Annotated in this window: 20 protein-coding genes and 1 riboswitch; of the genes, 10 read left to right on the plus strand and 10 right to left on the minus strand. The window is 68.0% G+C overall.

Annotation, left to right across the window (positions count from 1 at the left end; all coding sequences use genetic code 11):
• Positions 1-99: 99 nt before the first annotated feature.
• The 5 genes from ACTIEF_RS14240 (at position 100) to ACTIEF_RS14260 (ending at position 7,885) form a co-directional block, all read left to right on the plus strand.
• On the plus strand, positions 100-1,542 hold the full coding sequence (locus tag ACTIEF_RS14240; protein WP_439472799.1) for a glucoamylase family protein: 1,443 nt from the start codon (positions 100-102) through the stop codon (positions 1,540-1,542).
• The gene (locus ACTIEF_RS14245) at positions 1,539-2,813 is read left to right on the plus strand and encodes an extracellular solute-binding protein (protein ID WP_439472800.1); all 1,275 of its coding nucleotides are present in this window, start codon (positions 1,539-1,541) and stop codon (positions 2,811-2,813) included. Before ACTIEF_RS14240 ends, ACTIEF_RS14245 begins: the two co-directional genes overlap by 4 nt.
• On the plus strand, positions 2,810-3,715 hold the full coding sequence (locus ACTIEF_RS14250; protein ID WP_439472801.1) for a carbohydrate ABC transporter permease: 906 nt from the start codon (positions 2,810-2,812) through the stop codon (positions 3,713-3,715). The genes ACTIEF_RS14245 and ACTIEF_RS14250 overlap by 4 nt, the downstream gene beginning before the upstream one ends.
• Positions 3,712-4,527: a carbohydrate ABC transporter permease gene (locus ACTIEF_RS14255; RefSeq protein WP_439472802.1), complete on the plus strand. Its 816-nt coding sequence runs from the start codon at positions 3,712-3,714 to the stop codon at positions 4,525-4,527. Before ACTIEF_RS14250 ends, ACTIEF_RS14255 begins: the two co-directional genes overlap by 4 nt.
• Positions 4,528-4,672: 145 nt before the next feature.
• On the plus strand, positions 4,673-7,885 hold the full coding sequence (locus ACTIEF_RS14260) for a discoidin domain-containing protein (RefSeq protein ID WP_439472803.1): 3,213 nt from the start codon (positions 4,673-4,675) through the stop codon (positions 7,883-7,885).
• A gap of 185 nt (positions 7,886-8,070) precedes the next feature.
• Here the strand turns inward: ACTIEF_RS14260 and ACTIEF_RS14265 are convergent, their stop codons facing one another.
• The 8 genes from ACTIEF_RS14265 to ACTIEF_RS14300 all read right to left on the minus strand — a co-directional run bounded on the left by ACTIEF_RS14265 (position 8,071) and on the right by ACTIEF_RS14300 (position 16,512).
• Positions 8,071-9,552 (minus strand): replicative DNA helicase, encoded by a 1,482-nt coding sequence (locus ACTIEF_RS14265; RefSeq protein ID WP_439472804.1) that lies wholly within the window; start codon positions 9,550-9,552, stop codon positions 8,071-8,073.
• A 117-nt stretch (positions 9,553-9,669) separates the two neighbouring features.
• On the minus strand, positions 9,670-10,047 hold the full coding sequence (locus ACTIEF_RS14270) for a hypothetical protein (protein ID WP_439472805.1): 378 nt from the start codon (positions 10,045-10,047) through the stop codon (positions 9,670-9,672).
• Between the two features lie 54 nt (positions 10,048-10,101).
• Positions 10,102-10,476 carry a hypothetical protein gene (locus ACTIEF_RS14275; RefSeq protein ID WP_439472806.1) on the minus strand — a complete coding sequence of 125 codons (375 nt, stop codon included), beginning with the start codon at positions 10,474-10,476 and terminating at the stop codon, positions 10,102-10,104.
• Between the two features lie 94 nt (positions 10,477-10,570).
• Positions 10,571-13,033, minus strand: a complete 2,463-nt coding sequence (locus ACTIEF_RS14280; RefSeq protein WP_439472807.1) for a TonB-dependent receptor plug domain-containing protein — start codon at positions 13,031-13,033, stop codon at positions 10,571-10,573.
• Positions 13,034-13,324: 291 nt separating this feature from the next.
• Positions 13,325-13,432, minus strand: a riboswitch (SAM riboswitch).
• 232 nt (positions 13,433-13,664) lie between these two features.
• A complete protein-coding gene (gene rplI / locus ACTIEF_RS14285) occupies positions 13,665-14,249 on the minus strand; it encodes a 50S ribosomal protein L9 (RefSeq protein WP_439472808.1) in 585 nt (194 codons plus the stop codon).
• Position 14,250: 1 nt separating this feature from the next.
• The gene (rpsR, locus tag ACTIEF_RS14290) at positions 14,251-14,526 is read right to left on the minus strand and encodes a 30S ribosomal protein S18 (RefSeq protein ID WP_092311918.1); all 276 of its coding nucleotides are present in this window, start codon (positions 14,524-14,526) and stop codon (positions 14,251-14,253) included.
• 12 nt (positions 14,527-14,538) lie between these two features.
• Complete coding sequence (gene rpsF, locus ACTIEF_RS14295; protein ID WP_439472809.1) at positions 14,539-14,922, minus strand: 30S ribosomal protein S6; 384 nt, start codon at positions 14,920-14,922, stop codon at positions 14,539-14,541.
• A 207-nt stretch (positions 14,923-15,129) separates the two neighbouring features.
• Positions 15,130-16,512: a D-alanyl-D-alanine carboxypeptidase gene (locus tag ACTIEF_RS14300; RefSeq protein ID WP_439472810.1), complete on the minus strand. Its 1,383-nt coding sequence runs from the start codon at positions 16,510-16,512 to the stop codon at positions 15,130-15,132.
• A 322-nt stretch (positions 16,513-16,834) separates the two neighbouring features.
• Between ACTIEF_RS14300 and ACTIEF_RS14305 the strand changes: the two genes are divergently transcribed.
• Positions 16,835-17,314, plus strand: a complete 480-nt coding sequence (locus ACTIEF_RS14305) for a phasin family protein (protein WP_439472811.1) — start codon at positions 16,835-16,837, stop codon at positions 17,312-17,314.
• A 93-nt stretch (positions 17,315-17,407) separates the two neighbouring features.
• On the opposite strand, the gene ACTIEF_RS14310 is transcribed toward ACTIEF_RS14305, so the two are convergent.
• On the minus strand, positions 17,408-17,893 hold the full coding sequence (locus ACTIEF_RS14310; protein ID WP_439472812.1) for a nuclear transport factor 2 family protein: 486 nt from the start codon (positions 17,891-17,893) through the stop codon (positions 17,408-17,410).
• 438 nt (positions 17,894-18,331) lie between these two features.
• Between ACTIEF_RS14310 and clpS the strand changes: the two genes are divergently transcribed.
• From clpS to ACTIEF_RS14330, 4 genes are all read left to right on the plus strand, one after another.
• Entirely contained in the window at positions 18,332-18,664 is a 333-nt protein-coding gene (clpS, locus tag ACTIEF_RS14315; protein ID WP_439472813.1) for an ATP-dependent Clp protease adapter ClpS, read from the plus strand.
• Between the two features lie 13 nt (positions 18,665-18,677).
• Complete coding sequence (gene clpA, locus ACTIEF_RS14320) at positions 18,678-20,990, plus strand: ATP-dependent Clp protease ATP-binding subunit ClpA (RefSeq protein WP_439472814.1); 2,313 nt, start codon at positions 18,678-18,680, stop codon at positions 20,988-20,990.
• A 132-nt stretch (positions 20,991-21,122) separates the two neighbouring features.
• On the plus strand, positions 21,123-21,962 hold the full coding sequence (locus ACTIEF_RS14325) for a hypothetical protein (protein WP_439472815.1): 840 nt from the start codon (positions 21,123-21,125) through the stop codon (positions 21,960-21,962).
• A 1-nt stretch (position 21,963) separates the two neighbouring features.
• Positions 21,964-22,545, plus strand: coding sequence for a DUF4287 domain-containing protein (locus ACTIEF_RS14330; protein WP_439472816.1), 582 nt, complete (start codon positions 21,964-21,966; stop codon positions 22,543-22,545).
• Between the two features lie 14 nt (positions 22,546-22,559).
• On the opposite strand, the gene ACTIEF_RS14335 is transcribed toward ACTIEF_RS14330, so the two are convergent.
• Complete coding sequence (locus ACTIEF_RS14335) at positions 22,560-22,868, minus strand: CsbD family protein (protein WP_439472817.1); 309 nt, start codon at positions 22,866-22,868, stop codon at positions 22,560-22,562.
• Positions 22,869-22,944 lie beyond the last annotated feature (76 nt).

Consider the following 22,944-nt stretch of genomic DNA (forward strand, 5'->3'; position numbering starts at 1 on the left):
CAGGGGCGACTATCTCCTGAGCCTGAACGGCCGCTCCCAGCCCAACACCGGGGGCGGCCATTTTTTTGATTTCAGTATCCGAGTTAAGAGGTGATCCCGATGAACCGCAGACGCTTTCTGATGGGATCGACCTTCGTGGGCGCGGCCGTGGCCGTGACCGGCTGCGCCACCACGCCGTCGACCGCCGCCATGGCCCCGACCGGCCCGCGTCTCGACGCCGGTTTCGAGGACCTGCAGCGCAAGACCTTCGACTGGTTCGCCCATGTCACCAATCGCTCGAACGGCCTGACGCCGGACCGCTGGCCGACCGAGTCCTTCTCGTCCGTCGCCGCCGTCGGCTTCGCCCTGACCTGCTGGCCCATCGGAGTCGAGCGCGGCTGGATGAGCCGGGAAGAGGCGCGCGAGCGCACCCTGACCACCATCCGCTTCTTCCATGAGCTGCCGCAGGGCCCCGAGCCAACCGGCAACGGCGGCTACAAGGGCTTCTTCTACCATTTCCTCAACATGCAGACGGGCCACCGCTTCGGCACGACCGAACTGTCCACCGTCGACACCGCCCTGCTGATCGCGGGCATGCTGTTCGCCGCCCGCTGGTTCGACGGCGACCACCCGCAGGAGCGCGAAATCCGCGAGCGGGCGCAGGCCGTCTATGAGCGGGTCGAGTGGGACTGGGCCGTGGTCCGTCCGAACCGCATCACCATGGGCTGGCACCCCGAGACCGGCTACATCCCGGCCGACTGGAACGTCTACAACGAGGGCATGATCGTCCTGCTGCTGGCCATCGGCAGCCCGACCCATCCGGTCCCGACCACGGTCTGGGACGAGTGGTGCAGCGTCTACGACCACAGCTGGACGGACGTCTGGGGGCCCAAACACCTGCATTTCGCGCCCCTGTTCGGGCACGAGTTCAGCCACATGTACATCGACTTCCGCGGCATCCACGACGCCTGGATGCGCGAACAGCAGGCCGAAATGCCCGGCTTCGACTATTTCCAGAACAGCGTCCGCGCCGTGGAGGCGCAGCGGAAATACGCCGTCGACAATCCGATGGGCTGGGCCGGCTATTCACAGGACGTCTGGGGCCTGACCGCCTGTGACGGCCCGGGCGACTTCCGTCAGGTGATCGACGGCCGCGAGCGTGAGTTCTTCAGCTATTCGGCTCGTGGCCCCGGCGACCGCGACGACGGCACCATCGCCCCGACCGCGGCCCTGGCCTCGCTGCCCTTCGCGCCGGATCACGTCCTGACCTGGCTGAACACGGTCAAGGCCCGCTACGGCGCGGGCGTCTACACCCGCTACGGCTTCCTGGACTCGTTCAACCCGACCCTGACCCAGCGCGACGGTCCGCTGCAGCATGGCAAGATCCTGCCGGGCATCGGCTGGGTCGCCGACGACTATCTGGGCATCGACCAGGGCCCCATCGTCATCCAGATCGAGAACCATCGCTCCGAGATCGTCTGGAAGACCATGCACCGCGAGCCGAACCTGGTCCGCGGCCTGAAGCGCGCGGGCTTCACCGGCGGATGGCTGGATAACGCATGAGCACCTTCCGGCCGGATCGACGGACAGCGCTCGGCCTGATGGCCGGGGCGGCCGCGACCGGTCTGTCGGCCTGTGGCGGATCGAACGACGGCCGCACCCGCCTGCGCTTCTGGGCCATGGGCTCCGAGGCCACCAATGTCGGTCAGATCCTGCCGGAGTTCGAGCGGCTGAACCCGGACATCAAGGTCGAGGTCCAGGCCCTGCCGTGGACCGCCGCCCACCAGAAGCTGCTGACCGCCTACGCCGGCGCCTCGCTGCCGGACGTCAGCCAGGTGGGCAACACCTGGGTGTCGGAGATGACCGCCATCGGCGCCATCAGCCCCATGCCGGCCGAGGCCGCGGACCTGCTGACCGACCAGTTCCCGGCGGTGCTGGACACCAACCGGATCAACAACCGGCCCATGGCCACGCCCTGGTACGTCGACACCCGGCTGATCTTCTACCGCACCGACCTGCTGCGGCAGGCGGGCTATGAGGCCATGCCGGGCGACTGGGCCGAGTGGAAGCGGGCCATGCATGCGGTCAAGCGGGTGGTCGGGCCGGACAAATACGCCGTTCTGCTGCCGCTGAACGAATTCGAACAGCTACTGACCTTCGGCCTGCAAGGCGATGCGCCGCTGCTGAAGGACCGCGACACGCGCGGCAACTTCGCCAGCCCGTCCTTCATCGCGGCGCTGGAGTTCTACAAGAGCCTGTTCGACGAGGGGCTGGCCCCCATCGCCTCGGCGGCCCAGATCTCCAACGTCTGGACCGAGTTCGAGCGCGGCTGGTTCAGCTTCTACTTCTCCGGCCCGTGGACCATCGGCGACTTCAAGGATCGCCTGTCGCCCGGCGTCCAGTGGATGACCGCGGGCGTGCCTGGCCCGACCGGTCCCGGCGCCTCGGCCCCCGGCGGATCGTCACTGGTGGTCTACCGCTCGTCGCCGCATCAGGAGGCGGCGTGGAAGCTGGTCCGCTATCTGTCCGAGCCGCGGATACAGGCTGTCTTCAATGGCGTCACCGGCAACCTCCCGGCCCGCGAGAGCGCCTGGGCCGCGCCGACGGTGGCGAACGACCCCTACATCGCCGCGTTCAAGGGACAACTGGCCCGCGCCAAGGCTGTGCCCAAGGTCCCTGAATGGGAGCGGATCGTGACCGAGATGCAGATCGTCGCCGAACGCATGGTGCGCGGCGAGTTCGCGCCCGCCGCCGCCGCCGCCGAGATCGACCGCCGCGCCGACCGCCTGCTGGAGAAACGCCGCTGGATGATCGAGCAGGGGAGGGCGGAGTGACCGCGACCACCTCATCCCTCCGCAAGCGCGAGCGCGCCGCCTGGGGCTTCGTCGCCCCGGCCCTGATCGCCATCGGCGTCTTCTTCGCCATCCCGGTCTTCGCGGCCCTGTTGCTCAGCCTGACCGACTTCGACATCTACGCCCTGGCCGACATCGGCAACATGCGCTTCGTCGGCCTGCAGAACTATGAGCGGCTGTTCGCCAACCCCCTGTTCTGGGGCGCGATGAAGAACACCGGCCTGTTCGCCGTCATCGGCGTGCCCCTGTCCATCGCCGCCTCCCTGGCCGCCGCCGTCATCCTCAACGCCCGCGTGATCAAATGGCGGCCGGTGTGGCGGGTGATGTTCTTCGCCCCCTATGTGACGACGCTCGTCGCCACGGCGGTGCTGTGGAACTACATGCTCCACACCCGCTATGGCGTCATCAACTGGGCGCTCGGCGCCTTCGGCATCCCGCCGGTGGACTGGCTGGGCGATCCCTCGACCTCCATCCCGGCCATCCTGATGTTCGTGGTCTGGAAGACCTTCGGCTACAACATGCTGATCTTCCTGGCCGTCCTGCAGACCGTACCGGACGAGCTCTATGAGGCCGCCCGCATCGACGGCGCCGGGCCGTGGAAGCAGTTCCGCCATGTGACCCTGCCGGCCATCGCCCCGACCCTGCTGCTGGTCTCGATCATCGCCGTCGCCAGCTTCTTCCAGCTGTTCGCCGAGCCGTATGTGATGACCCAGGGCGGCCCCGCCCAATCGACCGTGACGGTGCTCTACTTCATGTACGAAGAGGGCTTCAAATGGTGGAACCTCGGCTCCGCCAGCGCCGTCGCCTTCGTCCTGTTCATCTGCATCCTGGCCGTGACGCTGGTGCAGCTGGCCGTGGCGAAGAAGGTGGGGGCGTACGAATGAAGCTCCGCGCCGTCCTCCTCAATCTCGCCGTCGCCCTGATCGCGCTGGCGGTGCTGTTCCCGCTGGCCTGGATGGTCTCGGTCAGCTTCATGTCGACCGGCGAGGCCGCCGCCTTCCCGCCGCCGCTGTGGCCGAAGCACTGGACGCTGGAGCACTACCGCGACCTGTTCGTGACCCAGGGCATGGGACGCTACATGTGGAACAGCTTCGCCCTGGCCACGCTGGCGACCCTGCTGGCGCTGGGCTTCACCGTCCCCGCCGGCTACGCCTTCGCCAAGCTCAAGTTCCGGGGGCGTGAGCGCCTGTTCCAGCTGCTGGTCGCGGCCCTGGTGGTGCCCGCCCAGATCGGCACCCTGCCGCTGTTCCTGATGCTCAAGTCGATGGGGCTGGTGAACACCTACGCCGGGGCGCTGGTGCCTTGGCTGGCCTCCATCTTCGGTCTGTTCCTGGTGCGCCAATATGCGCTCAGCATCCCTGACGAGATGCTCGAGGCCGCCCGCGTGGACGGCGCCTCCGAGAGCCAGATCTTCCGCAAGGTGGTCCTGCCGACGATGCAGCCCATCCTCGTGACCTTGGCCCTGTTCGTCTTCCTGGGCAGCTGGAACGACTTCCTGTGGCCGCTGATCATCCTGACGGACCAGTCCAACTACACCCTGCCGGTGGCGCTAGCGGCCCTGTCGCGCGAGCACGTGCAGGACGCCGAGATGATGATGGCCGGCGCCGCCGTCACCGTGGCCCCGGTCCTGATCCTCTTCCTCGCCCTGCAGCGCTACTACATCCGCGGCATGCTCGCGGGCAGCGTGAAGGGCTAGCCGGTCCGTGCCTCCCCCCTTGGGGGAGGGGGACCGCGAAGCGGTGGAGAGGCGTGTCCGCTTCGCCGGTATCCGGGGCCGGCGCCCCTCACCATCCTTCGGATGGTCCCCCTCTCCATGAGGGGAGGAATGACGGAGTTGAGTTATGCGCACCTTCCTGCTGGCCACCACCGCCGCCCTCGCTCTGGCGACCGCTGCCCACGCTCAATCCACACGCCCGCTAGATGCCTTCGAGACCCTGACGCCCTGGGCCGCCGACGCCTCCACGGACGTCTCCTCGGCCATCTCCGAGGTCCCCGGCCACGACGGCAAGGCCATGCGGCTGACGTACGACTTCAACGGCCGCTCGGGCTACGCCTTCGCCGCCCGCGCCCTCGATCTGCGCGTGCCCGAGAACTACGAGATCAGCTTCTGGGCGCGGGGCGAAATGCTGCCCAATACGCTGGAGATCAAGTTCACCGACGCGTCGGGCGAGAACGTCCACTGGCGTCAGGTCCAGCGCTTCGAGGCGAACGGCGAATGGACCCGCTATGTCATCAAGAAGCGCCAGATCATCTGGGCCTGGGGACCTGAGCCGGACCGCACCTTTCGCGGCGCCGCCCGCATCGAGTTCGTGGTCACGGCGGGGCAGGGCGGTCAGGGATGGCTCGAGATCGACCAGCTCGAACTGCGCGAACTGCCGCCCGAACCTTCGGTCGCGCCGCGCCCCGTCGCCAGCGCCACCAGCGAGGACGGGCTGAATGTCGCCGCCCGCGCGGTGGACGACGACCCGCTGACCTTCTGGCGCACCACAGGCGCGGGCGAGCAGAGCCTGACGCTGGACCTTGGCTATGAGCGCGAGTTCGGCGGCCTGACCCTGCGCTGGGCCGAGCGGATGGCGGCCTCCCGCTATCGGCTGATGGCCTCTTCCGACGGCCGCGACTGGCGCGAGCTGGCGGCGGTAAGCGACGGCAACGGCGGGACCGATTGGCTGCGCACGCCCGAGGCCTCGGCCCGTTGGCTGCGGCTGGACCTGCTGGCCCCGCTGGACGAGAGCGGCGTCGTCGGTCAGGCGGGCGCGGGCCAGCGGCTGGGACAGGCGGCGGCCAATGCCTACGCCCTGACCGGGCTGGAGATCGAACCGCTGGCCTTCGGCGAGAGCCAGACCAGCTTCATGATCGCGGTGGCGGCCGAGAGCCGTCGCGGCCTCTATCCGCGCGGCTTCCATGGCGAACAGCCCTACTGGACCCTAGTCGGCCTCGACGGCGGCGGCGAAAGCGCCCTGATCGGCGAGGACGGCGCCATCGAGCTGCGTCGCGGCGGCCAGACCATCGAGCCCTTCGTGGTCGAGAACGGGCGGCTGATCACCTGGGCTGATGTCAACATCACCCAGTCGCAGGCGGACGGCGACCTGCCGATCCCGTCGGTGCTGTGGACCGGCGACGGCTGGACCCTGAAGACCACGGCCTTCACCGAGGGCGGGCGGCGACCGCCTTCCATCTATGGCCGCTATGACCTGAGCAACACCTCCGATCGGCCCCGGACCCTGACGCTGGCGCTCGCCGCGCGGCCCTTCCAGGTCAATGGCCCGCGCCAGTTCCTGACCACGCCCGGCGGGGTGTCGCCCATCGACGGTATGACCTGGCAGGCCCACGGGGTGTTGCCGCTCCAGGGCGGGGCGTCCATCCGGCCCATCGTGACGCCCGACCGCTACGTCGCCTCCACCTTCGCCGCCGGGTCGGACCCGCAGAGCCTGCTCGCCTCCGGTCGGACCAGCGGTCGCACGGTCGTCGATCCGACCGGCCTGGCCTCGGGCGCCTTCATCTATGAGGTCACCCTGGCGCCCGGTGAGACGCGGACCTTCGGCTTCATGTCGCCGCTCACGCGCGACCACCTGTATTTCTACGACACCCAAGGCGCGGACGATCCCGCCGCCTTCTTCAGCGCGCGTCAGGCCGAGACGGCCGCTGGGTGGCGCGAGAAGCTCGACCGCTTCGACGTCACCCTGCCGCCCGAGGCCGGGCCGGTCGAGGCGGTGATGAAGTCCTCGCTCGCCCATATGCTGATGTCGCGTCAGGGACCGATCCTGCAGCCGGGCACCCGCAGTTATAACCGCAGCTGGATTCGCGACGGGGCCATGATGGCTGAGGGGCTGAACCGGCTGGGCCACGCCGACCTGTCCGCCGACTATCTGCGCTGGTTCGCCCCCTATGTCTTCGACAACGGCAAGGTGCCCTGCTGCGTCGACGCCCGCGGCGCCGATCCGGTGCCCGAGAACGACAGCCACGGCGAGTTCGTCTTCCTCGCCGCCGAGACCTACCGCTATACCGGCGATCTGGAGCTCCTGCGCGCTACATGGCCGCAGGTGCAGGGCGCCATCCGCTATATGGACGAGCTGCGCGCCTCGACCCGCACGCCGGAGTTCGAGGCGGCGGACAAGCGCCACCTGTTCGGTCTGCTGCCCCCGACCATCAGCCACGAGGGCTATTCCGACCGACCGGCCTACAGCTACTGGGACGACTTCTGGGGCCTGCGCGGCTACGCCGACGCCGTCTTCATCGCCGAGACCCTGGGCGACGCCGCCGCCGCCGCCCGCTTCCGCGCGTCGGAGGCCGAGTTCAAGGCCGACGTCATCGCATCGATCAGCGCCACGGCCCGGACCCACGGCATCGACTGGATCGCCGGCGCCGCCGACCGGGGCGATTTCGACGCCACCTCGACCACCATCGGCCTGTCGCCCGGCGGCCTGATCGACGACCTGCCGCAAGAACTCCTGACCGGCACCTTCGACAAATGGTGGGACAATTTCACCGCCCGGCAGGAGAACCGCCAGGCGTGGAAGGACTACACCCCCTATGAGCTGCGCAACGTCGGGGCCATGGTGCGGCTGGGGCGGCGCGAGGAGGCGATCCGGGCGCTGCACTTCTACTTGGCCGACATCCGTCCGAGCGCCTGGAACGGTTGGGCCGAGGTCGTTGGTCGCGAGGAGCGCGAGCCCCGCTTCATCGGCGACATGCCCCACGCCTGGATCAGCTCGGACTACATCCGCTCGGTCATGGACATGCTGGTCTATGAGCGCGACCGCGACCACGCGCTGGTGCTGGCGGCGGGCGTGCCGACCCGCTGGCTGGCCGGGGAGGGCGTCGGCGTCCGCGCCGTCCGCACGGCCTATGGCCCGCTGACCTACAGCTTCCGCTCCGACCGCCGGGGCCATGTCCTCACGATCGAGCCGGGCGTCACGCCACCGGGCGGCTTCATGGTGCGATGGCCGGCGGGCGAGACCGCGCCGACGACCGTCAGCATCGACGGCCGCGTGGCGCGCTTCGTAGAGGGCGAGCTGGCGATCCCGGCGGGCGCGCGGCGGGTGGAGATGCGGTGACCCTCTCCCGGCGGGAGAGGGCTTGAGCCTCTGAGAGCGAAGCGATCAGTAAGGCGAAAGGGGAGGGGCTGCCAGCATTCGGCGTAAGCCGCGCCACTGTCCCGATCTGTCGGCTCACGCCGACTGAAACAGCCGACCCTCATCCGGCCCTTCGGGCCATCTTCTCCCATCGGGAGAAGGGTCATTTACTCGTAGTCGCTGTTATACCCGCCCTGCCCATGGGCCAGGTTGCCGAAGCGCGTCGTGTTGGCGTCGAACGCCAGCTTCACGATGCCGATGGGGCCGTGGCGCTGCTTGCCGATGACGACCTCGGCCTGGTGCTCCAACCGGTCCATGTCCTGCTGCCACTGCAGGTGCTCCTCAGTGCCTTCCTTGGGCTCGGCGCGGCCCAGGTAGTAGCTTTCGCGGTACACGAACATCACGCAGTCGGCGTCCTGCTCGATCGAGCCGGATTCCCGCAGGTCGGACAGCTGGGGCCGCTTGTCCTCGCGCTGCTCGACCTGACGCGACAGCTGCGACAGGGCGATGATCGGCACCGACAGTTCCTTGGCCAGGGCCTTCAGGCCGCCGGTGATCTCGGACACCTCCTGCACCCGGTTCTTCTGGCTGTTCTCGCCCGTGGTCACCAGCTGGAGGTAGTCGACGATGATCAGGTCCAGCCCATGCTCCATCCGCTTCAGGCGACGCGCCCGCGCGGCCAGCTTGGAGATGGACAGACCGCCGGTGGCGTCGATGTAGAGGGGGCTTTCGCCAATCTCGACCGCCGCGTCGCGGATCTTGCCGAAGTCCGAGGCGTCGATCTCGCCCTTGCGGAGCTTGTCGGACGACACGCCTGAGGCGTCGGCCAGCATACGCATGGCCAGCTGTTCGGCGCTCATTTCCAGCGAGTAGAAGGCGACCACCCCGCCCGAGACCGTCTTGCGGCCCTCCGGCGTCGGCTCCCAGCGATAGCTGCGCGCCACGTTGAAGGCGATGTTGGTGGCCAGCGCCGTCTTGCCCATCGACGGACGGCCCGCGAGGATCAGCAGGTCGGACGGATGCAGGCCGCCCAGCTTCTGGTCCAGATCGTCCAGCTGCGTCGCCAGACCGGCCAGCTTGCCGTCCCGCTGATAGGCTTCCGCCGCCATCTGAACGGCGCCGGACAAGGCGTGGGAAAAGCTGACGAAACCGGACGACGGCTTCCCCGTCTCGGCCAGCGAGTACAGCGTCTGCTCAGCCTGTTCGATCTGGTCCTCGGCGGGGCGCTCGGGGTCGGGGGCGTCCTTGATGATCTCACCGCCGATGCGGATCAGGTCGCGGCGCAGGGCCAGGTCATAGACCACGCGCGCATAGTCGGGGGCGTTGGCGCCGGGCGGGGCGCGGTCGACCAGATCGGCCAGATAGCGCAGGCCGCCGAACTGCTGGAACGCCGGGTCCTGCTTGAACCGCTCCATCAGGATGGTCGGCTCGGCCAGCATGCCCTGCCGGATGTGGTCCTCGATGGCCTCGAACAGCCGCTGATGGAAGGGTTCGTAGAAATGCGAGCCGCGCAGGCGGTCGCTCAGGCGCTCGAACACCCCGTTGTCGAACATCAGCGAGCCCAGCAGCGCCTGCTCGGCCTCGAGGTTGTGCGGCAGGGACGCGACGGAGGACGGATCGGCGAAGGCGGACGGAGCGAAGGCGTTCATGATCATTCTCATGCCCTCAAGGCGCTCTGGCGTCTTGTGCGTAGTAATCCTTGGTCGGGGAAAACCCGGGAGACGTTGTGGGCCGTCCGGAATTCCGTAGTCGGATCAGTTAACGCCTCAGGCCGAACAGGGCCAGCGCTCGATCATCCACTCGCGGATCGCCTGTCGCACCGAGATGTCGCGGCGACCGTTCGGCATGGCGCGGAAGCGGGCCAGCAGGCCTTCCGGCGTGATGCCGCTGCCCGCGGGCGGGATGCAGTAGGCGGGGCGGCGACCGGCGCGCACATCGGCGGCCTGTTCGTCGCGTACGGCGTGGACCGAGCGGCTGACTTCGCCGATCAGGCGGCGTCCATCCGGCCGCAGGGCCGAGGTGGCGTTCTGCGGCAGGCGGTCGGCGATGGCCAGGAATTCGCGCACGCTCATGGCGTTCGCGGCGCTGGCGCTGGCGAGCGAAAGGAACAGGGCGAGCCCGAGGGCGAACGCGATACGAAGCATGGGGAGGTCTCCGGCGGCTCAGTTAGGACGCCGGAGGCCCTATGGCAACGCTTGTCAGGCGGGGCAGGGGTATCGGTCGGCCATCCATTCGCGGATGCCGTCGGTGACCGTCATCCGCTGGCGGCGGGCCTGCGGAATGGCGTTCAGGTGGGCCAGCAACTGCCGGACGTTCAGGTTGATCCGCTCGGGCGGGCAGGCGGGGGGACGACGCCCGGCGCTGCGGGCGGTGTCGATCTCATTGCCGACCGTCCGGAAGGCCCGCTCGGCCTCGCCCTTCAGCCGGTGGGCGTCGGGCCGCAGCATGGCGGTGGCGTTCAGCGGGATGCGGTTGGCGCGGGTGACGAAGCTGTCCAGCGTCATCGGCGCCTGGGCCAGGGCCGACCCGGCGAAAACACAGACGGCCAGAACCGCCATCAAGATTGCGCGCATGAACCACTCCCTCCGAATGGCCCAGCTTGCCGTGTCGTTTGTGGCGAAACAACGGTCGGTGGCGCGGACGGCGAACCGCCCGCGCCAAGTCCGATCACCAGCTCAGGCCGACGCGGGCGTACAGGAAGCGCCCGTTGAAGCCGAACGGCGAGAAGTTGGAGAAGGGGAAGGCTCCCGAGGTGTTATTCGCGGGCAGGATCTGCGCGGTGTACTCGTCGAAGGCGTTATCGGCCCCGATGGCGAAGGTCACCCGGTCGCTGATCCGGTAGCGGGCCTCCAGATCGACCACGACGGACTCGCCCAGCTGCAGGTCGGTCGCCGCCGTCGCGCCGGGAGCCAGGACGTCTCCATAGCCGGTCACCCGCAGCGTCGCGCCGAAGCGATCCTTGCTCCAGTCCGCCTGGGTGACGATCTTCCACGGCGGCGTGCCTTCCTCGAACCGCAGGGTGGCCTGACGGGCGAACAGGTTCACCGGCGTCGGCAGGATGCCCGTGGCCGTGGTCGGGGTCTTGGTCACCTTGAAGTCGTTGACGTTGCCCGCCAGCGTCAGGTCCAGCCGCCCGAAGCCCTCGTCGATGCGATAGCGGGCCACGATATCCAGACCCGTCGTCTCGGTGTCCACCCCGTTGATGAAGAACCGCGCCGCCGAGGCGCCGTAGGGCTGCAGCAGGTCGAAGATGGTGCGGGCGTTGGTCCCGACCGCCGCCGTGGCGCTGCCGGTCAGGGTCTCGGACAGGACGATCCGGTCCTCAATGTCGATGCGATAGGCGTCGGCCGTCAGCTCGAACGGACCCTTCCGGTAGACCAGACCCAGCGAATAGTTGGTGGATGTCTCGGCCTCCAGCGGCGTCCCGCCCAGCGCCAGCCCGACCGGGCTCAGCGACGGGAAGGTGCCGGTCTCGTAGGGGACGTTGGAGATGTAGACGATGGCCGTCTGGGTGAAATACTGCTGCTGCAGGCTGGGCGCGCGGAAGCCGGTCGAGACCGCGCCACGCACGGCGAAGCTGGGCGTGAAATCATAGCGGGCGGCCAGCTTGCCCGAGATGTTGTCCCCGAAGTCCGAATAGTCCTCGTAGCGGACGGCGCCCGAGACGGTGAAGTTCTCGGCCACCTCGCCCTCCAGATCCAGATAGACGCCGACGTTGTGCCGGTCCTCGTCCACCTCATTGGCCGGGGTGAAGCCGGTGAAACCGCGCGAGCCCCAGCTCACGTCCGTGCCGCCGACGTTGGTGACTGACCCCCGCCGATAGGAGTCCGGCTCCCCGGCGCCGATCTGGTAGCTTTCCTGACGCGCTTCCAGTCCGAAGGCGACGTTCAGCGGGCCGTAGAGGCCGACCTCGTACTGGCGGGACGCATCGATGCCCAACACCAGCTGGTCGTAGGTCAGCGAGCCCGCGTCGAAGCTGGTGGGCGAGGTCACTCCCAAGGAGGGGTTCAGGGTGTTCTCCACTCCGAACTCAATCTCGTTGCGGCCGTAGCCGACGTTGATGTCCACGTCGAAGCCCGAGGCCTGGCCGCGCACGCCCGCCGCCGCTGTCCAGTCGGTGCTGTCGGTGAGAATGTAGGGCAGGTAGCCGTTCGGATAGACTCGCCCCGTGCCCGCATAGGCGGGGTTCTGGGCGTTGTCGTCCGGTGTCCGGTAGAAGGCCGCCGCTGAGGCGTCGCGCGTCTGGTAGCCGGCCCATCCGTACGCTTCCCAGCCCGCCGCCAGCGGTTTGCCCGCGTTCAGATAGACCGCCAGATCCTCGGATTCCGGATCGCCCTGTCCGCCACGCACCTGGGCCGGGGTGTAGCGAGGATCGATGTCGCTGCGGTTGGTGCGGGCGCGGTCGCGGTACTCGATCGAGGCGGTGATGAAGCCGTCCGCGCCCAGGCCGAAGCCCTGCCACCCCGACACCGTCAGGCTTTCGCCGTCATGCAGGTCGTCCCCGCCGCCGTAGTTGCCGTTGTAGTCGGTCAGATAGCCGCCGTAGGTCACGGTCGCGCCGCCGCCGCTGGACGCTTCGCGCAGACGAAGGTTCAGCACACCGGCGATGGCGTCCGAGCCGTACTGGGCCGCGGCGCCGTCCCGCAGCACCTCGACCCGCTCGATGGCCGAGCTGGGGATGGCGTTCAGGTCCACCGCCGCCGAGCCGCGCCCGACCGAGCCGTTGGTGTTCACCAGCGCGGTCGAGTGACGGCGCACCCCGTTCACCAGCACCAGCGTCTGGTCCGGCCCCTGTCCTCGCAGGGTGGCCGGTCGGATGGAGTCCGTGCCGTCGGTGGCCGACGGACGGGGGAAGTTCAGCGCCGGGACGCTGGCGGCCAGCTGGGTGGCCAGTTCGGTGGTCCCGCGCTGTTGCAGGTTCTCGGCGGTGACGACGTCGACCGGGGCCACGGTGTCGAGGCGCGAGCGGCCGGCCACGCGGGTGCCCGTGACGACGATCTCGTCCACCTCGGCGGCGGGCTCCTGCGCGGTCGATTGCGGGGCGGTCTGGGCGGCGGCGGCTCCGGCCAGCAGGGCCGAGGCCGAGGCGGCGGCGAACAGGGTCAGGCGGAAGCGGGCAGTGGTGGTCATGAGAGACTCTCTTCTCGATCAGGCGCAGGTCCTCGGGCGGCGTCGCGGGCAGCGATCGCCGATGAGCCGGGCTTGCGTTGTGGGTGTTCTGGTTCGGCGGAAAGCCGATAGGTCGTCAGCCGATTAAAGCGAACGGCGACATCGCATCGAACCCGCGCGACACATGTAAAGTCGATGCGCGGCGGGGGCGGCGGGAACGATCAGAAGCTGAGGCGTGCGATTACGCATGGTCGTCTCCTGCTTATCGAGAACGCCTGCGGTGACAGATGGGGGGAGTCCGGGCTTTCCGGCCTCTCATCTGCCGCGACCTCTAGGGTCCCGAAGGAGTTGGCACCTTACGGAAATCCGCAGGTTGCCCCGACGTCAAAGGGCCTATCCCTCAGCCGGTCTCGATGAGCAGATGCGATATTGCGATGCGTCATAAATGCGTCAAGGACGGCGCAGAAAAAAGTTCGGCGGCGCAGGGTCTCCCCCACGCCGCCGTGTCTTTCAGGCACCAGTAACGGTGTTAGAGCGAAATCGGTTCGGATGCTTTCGCATCCGAACTCAGATTTCGCTCCAACATAAATCTTGAGCCTGATTCACGTCCTCACCGGGATCGCGTCGCGATGCCGGTGAGGACGATCAGGCTCTAGGCTTCGCTGCCCAGACCGTCCTGTTGGCCGGCGCCGCCGGCGACCATGTCCGCGGCCTGTTCGGCGGCGGCTTCACGGTCTTCTTCGTAAGCCGACTTGATCACGTCCTCGCCCTTGGCTTGACGCTCGGCTTCTTCAGCCGAACGGGCGATGTTGATCTTGACGGTGGCCGTGACCTCGGCGTGCAGGCGGACCAGCACTTCGTGGACGCCCAGCGTCTTGATCGCCGTGTTGAGCACGACTTGCGAACGCTCGACCTTGCCGCCTTCAGCCTGAACGGCTTCAGCGACGTCGCGACCGGCGACCGAACCGTACAGCTGACCGGTTTCACCGGCTTGACGGATCATGACGTAGGTCTGGCCGTCGATCTTGTCGGCGACCTTCTGGGCGTCGGCCTTGTTCTTCTCGTTGCGGGCCTCGATGGCGGCGCGGTCGAGTTCGAACGCCTTCAGGTTCGCGGCGGTGGCCCGGCGGGCCTTGTCGCGCGGCAGAAGGAAGTTGCGGGCGAAGCCGTCCTTGACAGTGACGACGTCGCCGATGGCGCCGAGGTTATCGACGCGTTCCAGCAGAACGACCTTCATCTTACTTCACCACGTAGGGCAGGAGGGCCAGGTAGCGCGCGCGCTTGATGGCCTTGGCCAGCTCGCGTTGCTTCTTCTGGGAGACAGCCGTGATGCGCGACGGGACGATCTTGCCGCGCTCGCTGATGTAGCGTTGCAGCAGCTTGACGTCCTTGTAGTCGATCTTCGGCGCGTTCGGGCCGGAGAACGGGCACACCTTGCGGCGGCGGAAGAACGGGCGACGGGCCGGGCCGGAGCCGGCCGGCGCGCCCGGGGTCGGGGCGGTGGTATCGGTCATGTTCCGGGTTCCTTAGGCTTCGACCGCGGCGTCTTCGCGGGGACCGCGCTCACGCTCACGTTCGCGTTCACGTTCACGACGGGCCAGCAGCGGCGACAGTTCCAGGTCGAGTTCCTCGACGCGGACGGTCAGCCAGCGCAGCACGTCTTCGTTGATCGACAGCTGACGCTCGACTTCGGCCATGGCGGCCGGAGGGGCGTCGACGGCGAGCAGCGAGTAGTGAGCCTTGCGGTTCTTCTTCACGCGATAGGTCAGGTTGCGCAGACCCCAGTACTCGATCTTGGCGACGGCGCCGCCGTTTTCCTCGATCAGAGTCTTGATGGTGTCGTTCAGCGCTTCGGCCTGCTGCGCCGAGATATCCTGGCGCGTCATGACCGTGTGCTCATAAAGAGCCATGCGGCATTCTCCCTTGTGGACATCGGCGCGGGCGGACCGGGTTCAGTCCGTTCCACGATGGTTCCCGAGGCGGCGGCCGGACCGATTGTCCGAACCCTTTGGCGTTCCGCACCGGGACCGAGGTCCTGGAAAGCGGGCGCGTATAGGGGAAAAGCGGGCCGGGAGCAAGGCTCCGCGCCGATCCTGGGGGCAGGAGAGGGGGGCGGATTACTCCGGCCGCACGACCATGCAGGTCACGCGACGCTCGGACAGGGCCTCGCAGGCGGCGCGGGCGCCCGCCTCGGTCATGCCGGTAAAGCGCGAGCGGTACCAGCCCGAGGCGTTCTGCACATTGCGCTCGGCGCTGGCGAACTGGCTGCGGAAGCGGCGGTTGACCTCGGTCAGCCAGTCGCGGGCCACATTCTCCTCGCGGAAGGCGCCGACCTGCACGGCCCAGCGGCCGGCGGGCTCGCGCGCGGGCTCCCGGGCGGGACGGGCCGGAGCGGCGCGCGGCGGGGTGCGGGCGGGCGTCGGGGCCACGCCGCCGTTCAGGATGGCGGTCACGTCCGCCGGGCGGGCCTCGGCGCGCTGCACGGTGGCAGGGGCGGCGGCGCGCTCTGACGGGGGCGGGGTCACGCGGGTCGGCTGGGCGCCGATAGCGGGCAGGGCGGTATAGGCCACGCTGCTGTCCTCGCCGTCCTCGCTGGTGTTGGCCGAGGCGTACTGCACCGGGGCATTGTCCGGCCCCAGGCCGAAGCCGCGCTGTTCGAAGAAGGTCTGGGCCACCTGGATCTGCTGGCCGTTCGCGCGGGCGCGTTCGACTTCGAAGCCGGTGTCCATCAGAGCGGCGACGTGGGCGTTGCGGCTGGCGGTCGAGCGTCCGCCCAGCACCACGGTGATGATCCGCCTTCCGTCACGCACCGCCGAGGCCGCCAGATTGTAGCCCGAGGCGTTGGTGTAGCCGGTCTTCATCCCGTCATAGCCGTTGCCGCCGTGCAGCAGGCCGTTGGTGTTGCGATAGTCGCGACCGTTGTAGGCCCAGTCGTGCTGGCCGAAGAACCGATAGTATTGCGGATAGTCGCGCATGACCGCCCGGGCCAGGATGGCCAGGTCGCGGGCCGAGGTCAGCTGGCGCGCGTCCGGCAGGCCATTGGCGTTCACATAGCGGGTCTGGGTCATGCCCAGCTCATTTGCCTTCAGCGTCATCTGCGCCGTGAAGCGGGCTTCCGAGCCGCCGACGTGTTCGGCGATGGCAACGGCCATGTCGTTGGCGCTGCGCACCGCCGTGGCCTTCATGGCGTCTTCAAGGGTGATGGTCTGCCCGGCGGCGAGGCCCAGCTTGGACGGCGGCTGGCTGGCGGCATGGGGCGAAACGGTGATCACGTCGTCCAGCTTGACCCGGCCCTCGGCCAGCGCCTCGAACGTCATATAGAGGGTCATCACCTTGGTGATCGACGCGGGATAGCGGCGGCTGTCGGCATGGCGCGCGAACAGCACCTCGCCCGACTGGGCGTCCACCACGATGGCGGCGTAGCGCGCATTGTCGGTGGCCTGGGCGACCAGGGGCGTGGGCGTGGCGGCGGGCATGGCCGCCACCGCGGCAACCAGCATCAGCGAAAGCCATCCCCGGCGGAGCAGTGCAGTCAACGGCAAGCGGCGAGCCCTCGTTACATTAGCGCGACGACGGCCCCCCGGCGTGACGCTGACATGAAGGCTAACATGGGCGGGGCGGGTTTCGTGAGGGTAAACGCCGCGTCAACAACTTTGTGAAGCGGGGCCGTAACGGCGGTTCATGAAACTTTTGTGCGGTGCACCATAAACTCTTGACCGCTTTTCGCACTTGCACCATATGAGCGACGTCGCGGCGGATTCACCAGTCGCGTGAAAAAATTCATCAGCGGCCCCCGCCGCCCAAGGTTCAGGAGAGACTTCCATGGCCGACAGCGCCGAAACCGTGAAAAAGACCGTCGAAACCGTCAAGGCGACCGCCGAGAAGACCACCGCCCAGGCTGAAAAGTTCCAGGCCGCCGGCGCCAAGGCCTTCCGTGAAGGCGTGGACAAGTCGATCGCCGGCGTCGCCGAGCTGAACGCCGAGGGCAAGAAGAACCTCGAAGCCCTGGTCGCCTCGGCCACCGCCGCCCAGAAGGGCGCCGAAACCCTGTCGGCCGCCTCGCTGGCCTACGGCAAGAAGAGCTGGGAAGACGGCGTCGCCGCCGCCCAGTCGCTGACCGCCGCCCGTTCGGTTCAGGAGCTCATCGAGCTGCAGACCTCGTGGGCCAAGTCGGCCGCCGAAACCTATCTGTCGGAAGTCTCCAAGATGACCGACGTCTTCACCGCCTCGGTGAAGGACAGCTTCAAGCCGATCAACGAGCGCGTCACCGCCTCGGTCGAGAAGTTTCAGGCCGCCCGCTAAGGCGCTCTGACTTCTGATAAGCGTTGAGAAGGCCCCGGCGGAAACGTCGGGGCCTTTTGCTTTCCCCTGCTCCCCCGAGGGGAGAAGGACGTCCTATTCCGCCGCCGCGTGATCCAGGCTGAACGTCCGGGCCATGCGCCATTGCCCGTCCGCCTCCAGCTGCCACAGCACGACGAAACGCGCCCTGCCGACCAGGCTTTGCGGGCCTTCGCCCTGGCGTTCGTAGAACTGGTGCTCCCCCTCGGCGACCGCGCCGAAGCCGGGGATGGCCTGCACCTTGAAGGTCTCGGGGACCAGCACCCGCCGCGACCGGTACGCGTCCGGCGCCCGCTTCGCCTCACAGCTGCGGCGATAGTCGTCCACGAACACCTCGCGCCCCAGCATGGCGCCGCCCTTGTCGTGATAGAATTCCAGGTCGCCGGTCACGAGGTCCGCCAGCGCCGCAGGATCACATTCATCGAACATGACGTGGAACAGGGTCGCGTCCCGCGCCCGCAGCGCCTCCGTCAGGGCGGGCTGCTCCGGGATCGTCGGCGCCGTCTGCAGGGCGAGGGCGGCGAGCAGGGTGGGCAACAGCATCGGGTCGCTCCGGATGACGACGCCCGACGTTGGCCCGCGACGCGGGCGATGTCCCGTGAAACTTCGGTCATCCGGGATATCGGTCCCTCTCCCGACGGGAAAGGGAAACACACACGTCCAGATTCGACGCACCGGCATGCCACACTGCGCTCAGATCTTTGACATCACGGTTGAGCCGCCCCCGCACACCCCGCCTCACGCGAAAATGTGCACGATGTGCACTCCATTTTTTCCGAGTGCACATTTTCCCGCCTGACGGGGCAGCGTTCGCTCTGCACCACCACAACGGGGTGAGCCTGCGCCAAGCGCCACGCCGCGTCGAGTCGAGAAGGCGGAGCCTTCTGACCGCGGCCCACTCCAATGTGTGACTTGCCGCATCTGGAAAACCAGCGGACAGTTCCCATCTGTCCATCCGACTCCCCAAAAACCGGACAACGAATGCCGCCGTCACGAAAGATCGGCGATCAAGGCCAGGGCTCCGGCTCCGCCACGATCACCGAAACCAGGCCGAAACTTCAGAAGCCCTCGCTCTACCGGGTGCTGATCCTGAACGACGACTACACGCCGATGGAGTTCGTTATCTACGTGCTGGAGCGGTTCTTCCAGAAGAGCCGCGAGGACGCGACCCGCATCATGCTGCATGTGCACCAGCATGGCGTCGGGGTGTGCGGCGTCTTCACCTATGAGGTGGCCGAAACCAAGGTCGCCCAGGTGGTCGAGACGGCGCGCCGTCACCAGCACCCGCTGCAATGCACGATGGAAAAGGACTGAGAGGAACCTCCCTATGCCTTCGTTTTCCCGTCCTCTCGAAGAGACCCTGCACCGCGCGGTGCACTATGCGAACGAGCGCCGTCACGAGTACGCGACGCTTGAGCACCTGCTGCTGGCCCTCGTGGACGATCCAGACGCCGCCAATGTGATGACGGCCTGCAACGTCGATCTGACCGCGCTCAAGACCGCCCTGACCCTCTATGTCGACACCGACCTGGCCGCGCTGGCGACCTCGGACGGCGACGACGCCAAGCCGACCGCCGGCTTCCAGCGCGTGATCCAGCGCGCGGTGATCCACGTCCAGTCGTCCGGCCGCGAAGAGGTTTCGGGCGCCAATGTGCTGGTCGCCATCTTCTCCGAGCGCGAAAGCCACGCCGCCTACTTCCTGCAGGAGCAGGACATGACGCGGTACGACGCGGTCAACTTCATCGCCCACGGCATCGCCAAGAAGGCGGGCGCTGGTGAAACTCGCCCGGCCAAGGCCGCCGGCGTTGGTCCCGAGGACGCCGAGGACGCCGCCGCCGCCAAGACCGGCGGCGAGGCGCTCGAAGCCTACTGCGTCGACCTCAACGAGAAGGCCCGCAACGGCAAGATCGACCCGCTCATCGGCCGCCATGCCGAGGTCGAGCGCTCGATCCAGATCCTCTGCCGCCGGACCAAGAACAACCCGCTGCTGGTCGGTGATCCGGGCGTCGGCAAGACGGCCATCGCCGAAGGTCTGGCCCGCAAGATCGTCAACCACGAAGTCCCGGAGGTGCTGGAAGGCGCCACCATCTACTCGCTCGACATGGGCGCGCTGCTGGCCGGCACCCGCTATCGCGGGGACTTCGAGGAGCGCCTGAAGCAGGTGGTCAAGGAACTGGAGAACCACGAGAACGCGGTCCTCTTCATCGACGAGATCCACACCGTCATCGGCGCCGGCGCGACTTCGGGCGGGGCGATGGACGCCTCCAACCTGTTGAAGCCGGCGCTGGCGTCGGGCAGCCTGCGCTGCATGGGCTCCACCACCTACAAGGAGTACCGCCAGCACTTCGAAAAGGACCGCGCCCTGGTGCGCCGGTTCCAGAAGATCGACGTCAATGAGCCGACCGTCGAGGACACCATCAAGATCCTCAAGGGTCTGAAGACCAGCTACGAAGGTCACCACAAGCTGCGCTACACCGACGCCGCTATCCGCACGGCGGTGGAGCTGTCGGCCCGCTACATGACCGACCGCAAGCTGCCGGACAAAGCCATCGACGTGATCGACGAGGCGGGGGCGTCGCAGATGCTGCTGCCCGAGTCGAAGCGGAAGAAGGTCATCGGTCAGAAGGAAGTCGAGGCGGTCATCGCCAAGATGGCCCGTATCCCGGCCAAGTCGGTCTCCAAGTCCGACACCGAGAGCCTGCGCGAGCTTCAGACCGACCTGAACCGCGTCGTCTTCGGTCAGGACAGCGCCATCGATCAGGTGTCGGCGGCGATGAAGCTGGCCCGCGCCGGTCTGCGCGATCCGAACAAGCCCATCGGCTCCTTCCTGTTCTCCGGCCCGACCGGCGTCGGCAAGACCGAGGTGGCCAAGCAGTTGGCCTCGACCCTCGGCATCGAGATGCTGCGCTTCGACATGTCCGAGTACATGGAGCGGCACACCGTCTCGCGTCTGATCGGCGCCCCTCCGGGCTACGTCGGCCATGATCAGGGCGGCCTGCTCACCGACGCCGTCGACCAGCACCCGCACGCCGTGGTCCTGCTGGACGAGATCGAGAAGGCCCACCCGGACGTCTACAACATCCTGCTTCAGGTGATGGACAACGGCATGCTGACCGACGCGGTCGGCAAGAAGGTCGATTTCCGCAATGTCATCCTGATCATGACCACCAACGCCGGGGCCGCCGACAATGCCCGCGCGGCCATCGGCTTCGGCCGCGGCAAGGTCGAGGGTGAGGACGACAAGGCCATCCAGCGCCTGTTCGCGCCGGAGTTCCGCAACCGTCTGGACGCCATCGTCGCGTTCAAGGCGCTGGACTCCGAGACGATCAAGTCGGTGGTGTCCAAGTTCGTCATGCAGCTGGAAGCCCAGTTGGGCGACCGCAACATCACCATCGAACTGACCGACGAAGCCGCCGACTGGCTGGCCAAGAACGGCTTCGACGAGCTGTACGGCGCCCGCCCGCTGGCCCGAACCATCCAGGAGCACATCAAGAAGCCCCTGGCCGACGACATCCTGTTCGGTCGCCTGACCCGCGGCGGACACGTCAAGGTCCAGCTCAGGGACGGCAAGATCGACTTCGACATCACCCCGGCGACCGGCTCGGCCGCCAAGGTGAAGGAAGACGAGACGGCGGAGTAGTTCGCCGCCTAAGGCTGAAAGAGGAGGGCCGCCGGTCTCGCGACCGGCGGCCCTTCGTCTGACGACCTATCCGTTGGTGTGGATTGCGGCGCCGCCCGCTTGGCGGTTCAGTGCAGATGAGGGAGGACCCAGATGCCGAAGATCCTGCTGCAGACCACCATCCCCTTCACCGAGGATGACTGGCACATCGACCGCTTTTCCCGGCTGATCGACCACCTCGCCGATCTCGACGGGGTCGAGGTCACGGCCCGTGACCGCGCCGTTCCGGGCGGCCAGACAGATCCGGTCATCGGCGGGCTGGCCGACAGCGACTATGACCAGCTCTGGCTCTTCGCCGTCGATGTCGGCGACGGGCTGAACGCCGAGGAGTGCGCCGCCATCGCCGCCTTCCGCGCCCGCGGCGGCGGGCTGATGATCACCCGCGACCATATGGATCTGGGCTCGTCGGTCTGCACCCTCGGCGGGGTCGGCGACGCCCATTACTTCCACTCCAGCAGCCTCGACCCGGACGCGACCCGAAACGCCCGCGACGACGTCGAGACCGGCTACATCGACTTCCCCAACTATCATTCCGGCGCCAACGGCGACTGGCAGGCCATCACCCCACTGGGCGAGGTCCATCCGCTGCTGCGTGACGCCGACGGCGGAGTGCTGGATCGCCTCCCGGCCCACCCGCACGAGGGCGGCGTCGGCGCGCCTCCCGGAGCCGACGCCCGCGTCATCGCCACCGGCGTCAGCAAGGTCTCGAACCGCCCCTTCAACATCGCCGTCGCCTTCGAGGACGCGGGCAAGGGCAGGGGGCTGGCCCAGAGCACCTTCCACCATTTCGCCGACTACAACTGGGATCCCCGCCTTGGCTGCCCGACCTTCGTCAGCGAGGCGCCCGGCGACGGCATGATCCGCGACCCCGAGGGGTTGCGCCAGACGCGCCAGTACATGACCAACCTCGCCGCCTGGCTGTCGGGAGGCTGAGATGGGCGACGCGGTCCTGACCGAACGGCAGAAAAAGTGGTTCGCCACCGTCGAGGCGAATTTCGAGAAGGCGACCGGCCGCCCGGTCGCCGTCTGGGTTGATATCCTGAAGAAGGGTTGCCCCGAGACCCGGCCCAGGGCCCAGGCCGCCTGGCTCAAGGCCACCTACGGCATCGGCCAGAACCACGCCGCCCACATACTCAACGCCGCCCGCCCGGCGGATAAGATGGGCTGGGACGACGCGGAGGCCCTGCGCGCCGCCCTCTGGGCCGAACCGCGCTCGCTGGCCATCCTCGAGGCGCTGGAACGCAAGATCGCCGGGCTTGAGGGCGTCATCTCCGGCCAGCGCAAGGGCTACACCAGCTTCTCCCGCGCCGTGCAGTTCGCCGCCATCCGCCCGCTCAAGGGCGGCACGGCCCTGCTGGGGCTGAAGCTGGATCCGTCGGCGTCGGAACGCCTGTCCGCACCCGTGCGAACCGAGAGCTGGTCCGAACGGCTGATCGCCGTGGTCGAGCTGGACGGCCCCGGCGCGGTCAATGACGAAATCGGCCGCCTGTTCGCACAGGCGGCCGACAACGGTTAGCGAGGAGGAAGGGATCAGCGGCGGCGGCCGCTCAGGCTGCCCAGCACCAGCAGAGCGCCGGCCACGATGCCGGTGGTCAGCAGGGGCTTGCGGCGGGCGAAATCGAGGCCCTGACGGGCGCGGTCCTGATACTGGGCGGGAGCCTTCTCCACGAGGCCGTCCAGCCCGTCGATGACGCGGCCATAGGCGTCCAGCGCCTTGCCCTTCACCTCGTTCAGCTTGCCGTCGAACTGGAGCTTGGCGTCGCCGGTCAGGCGGCCGAGGCCGTTCTGGGCCTTGCCCTCGACCTGGGTGGCGAGGCCTTCGATGCGTTGGTCGGTCATGGGATCTCTCGTGATGATGCGGAGCCGGGGAGGCGTACCGGAACAGCGCGGAAGCGGGGCCGGAGTTCCGTCCCCG

Origin of the sequence: Brevundimonas sp. (assembly GCF_051858995.1) — a bacterium.
GTDB lineage: Bacteria > Pseudomonadota > Alphaproteobacteria > Caulobacterales > Caulobacteraceae > Brevundimonas.

What these genes read in the sequence shown, in the direction of transcription:
- ACTIEF_RS14335 (WP_439472817.1), bottom strand. Translation starts at nt 22,868, where the DNA reads ATGACCGACCAACGCATCGAAGGCCTCGCCACCCAGGTCGAGGGCAAG.
- ACTIEF_RS14255 (WP_439472802.1), top strand. Translation starts at nt 3,712, where the DNA reads ATGAAGCTCCGCGCCGTCCTCCTCAATCTCGCCGTCGCCCTGATCGCG.
- rpsR (WP_092311918.1), bottom strand. Translation starts at nt 14,526, where the DNA reads ATGACCGATACCACCGCCCCGACCCCGGGCGCGCCGGCCGGCTCCGGC.
- ACTIEF_RS14305 (WP_439472811.1), top strand. Translation starts at nt 16,835, where the DNA reads ATGGCCGACAGCGCCGAAACCGTGAAAAAGACCGTCGAAACCGTCAAG.
- ACTIEF_RS14275 (WP_439472806.1), bottom strand. Translation starts at nt 10,476, where the DNA reads ATGCGCGCAATCTTGATGGCGGTTCTGGCCGTCTGTGTTTTCGCCGGG.
- ACTIEF_RS14310 (WP_439472812.1), bottom strand. Translation starts at nt 17,893, where the DNA reads ATGCTGTTGCCCACCCTGCTCGCCGCCCTCGCCCTGCAGACGGCGCCG.
- ACTIEF_RS14325 (WP_439472815.1), top strand. Translation starts at nt 21,123, where the DNA reads ATGCCGAAGATCCTGCTGCAGACCACCATCCCCTTCACCGAGGATGAC.
- clpS (WP_439472813.1), top strand. Translation starts at nt 18,332, where the DNA reads ATGCCGCCGTCACGAAAGATCGGCGATCAAGGCCAGGGCTCCGGCTCC.
- ACTIEF_RS14245 (WP_439472800.1), top strand. Translation starts at nt 1,539, where the DNA reads ATGAGCACCTTCCGGCCGGATCGACGGACAGCGCTCGGCCTGATGGCC.
- ACTIEF_RS14330 (WP_439472816.1), top strand. Translation starts at nt 21,964, where the DNA reads ATGGGCGACGCGGTCCTGACCGAACGGCAGAAAAAGTGGTTCGCCACC.
- ACTIEF_RS14265 (WP_439472804.1), bottom strand. Translation starts at nt 9,552, where the DNA reads ATGAACGCCTTCGCTCCGTCCGCCTTCGCCGATCCGTCCTCCGTCGCG.
- clpA (WP_439472814.1), top strand. Translation starts at nt 18,678, where the DNA reads ATGCCTTCGTTTTCCCGTCCTCTCGAAGAGACCCTGCACCGCGCGGTG.
- rplI (WP_439472808.1), bottom strand. Translation starts at nt 14,249, where the DNA reads ATGAAGGTCGTTCTGCTGGAACGCGTCGATAACCTCGGCGCCATCGGC.
- ACTIEF_RS14300 (WP_439472810.1), bottom strand. Translation starts at nt 16,512, where the DNA reads ATGCTGGTTGCCGCGGTGGCGGCCATGCCCGCCGCCACGCCCACGCCC.
- ACTIEF_RS14240 (WP_439472799.1), top strand. Translation starts at nt 100, where the DNA reads ATGAACCGCAGACGCTTTCTGATGGGATCGACCTTCGTGGGCGCGGCC.
- ACTIEF_RS14270 (WP_439472805.1), bottom strand. Translation starts at nt 10,047, where the DNA reads ATGCTTCGTATCGCGTTCGCCCTCGGGCTCGCCCTGTTCCTTTCGCTC.
- ACTIEF_RS14260 (WP_439472803.1), top strand. Translation starts at nt 4,673, where the DNA reads ATGCGCACCTTCCTGCTGGCCACCACCGCCGCCCTCGCTCTGGCGACC.
- rpsF (WP_439472809.1), bottom strand. Translation starts at nt 14,922, where the DNA reads ATGGCTCTTTATGAGCACACGGTCATGACGCGCCAGGATATCTCGGCG.
- ACTIEF_RS14280 (WP_439472807.1), bottom strand. Translation starts at nt 13,033, where the DNA reads ATGACCACCACTGCCCGCTTCCGCCTGACCCTGTTCGCCGCCGCCTCG.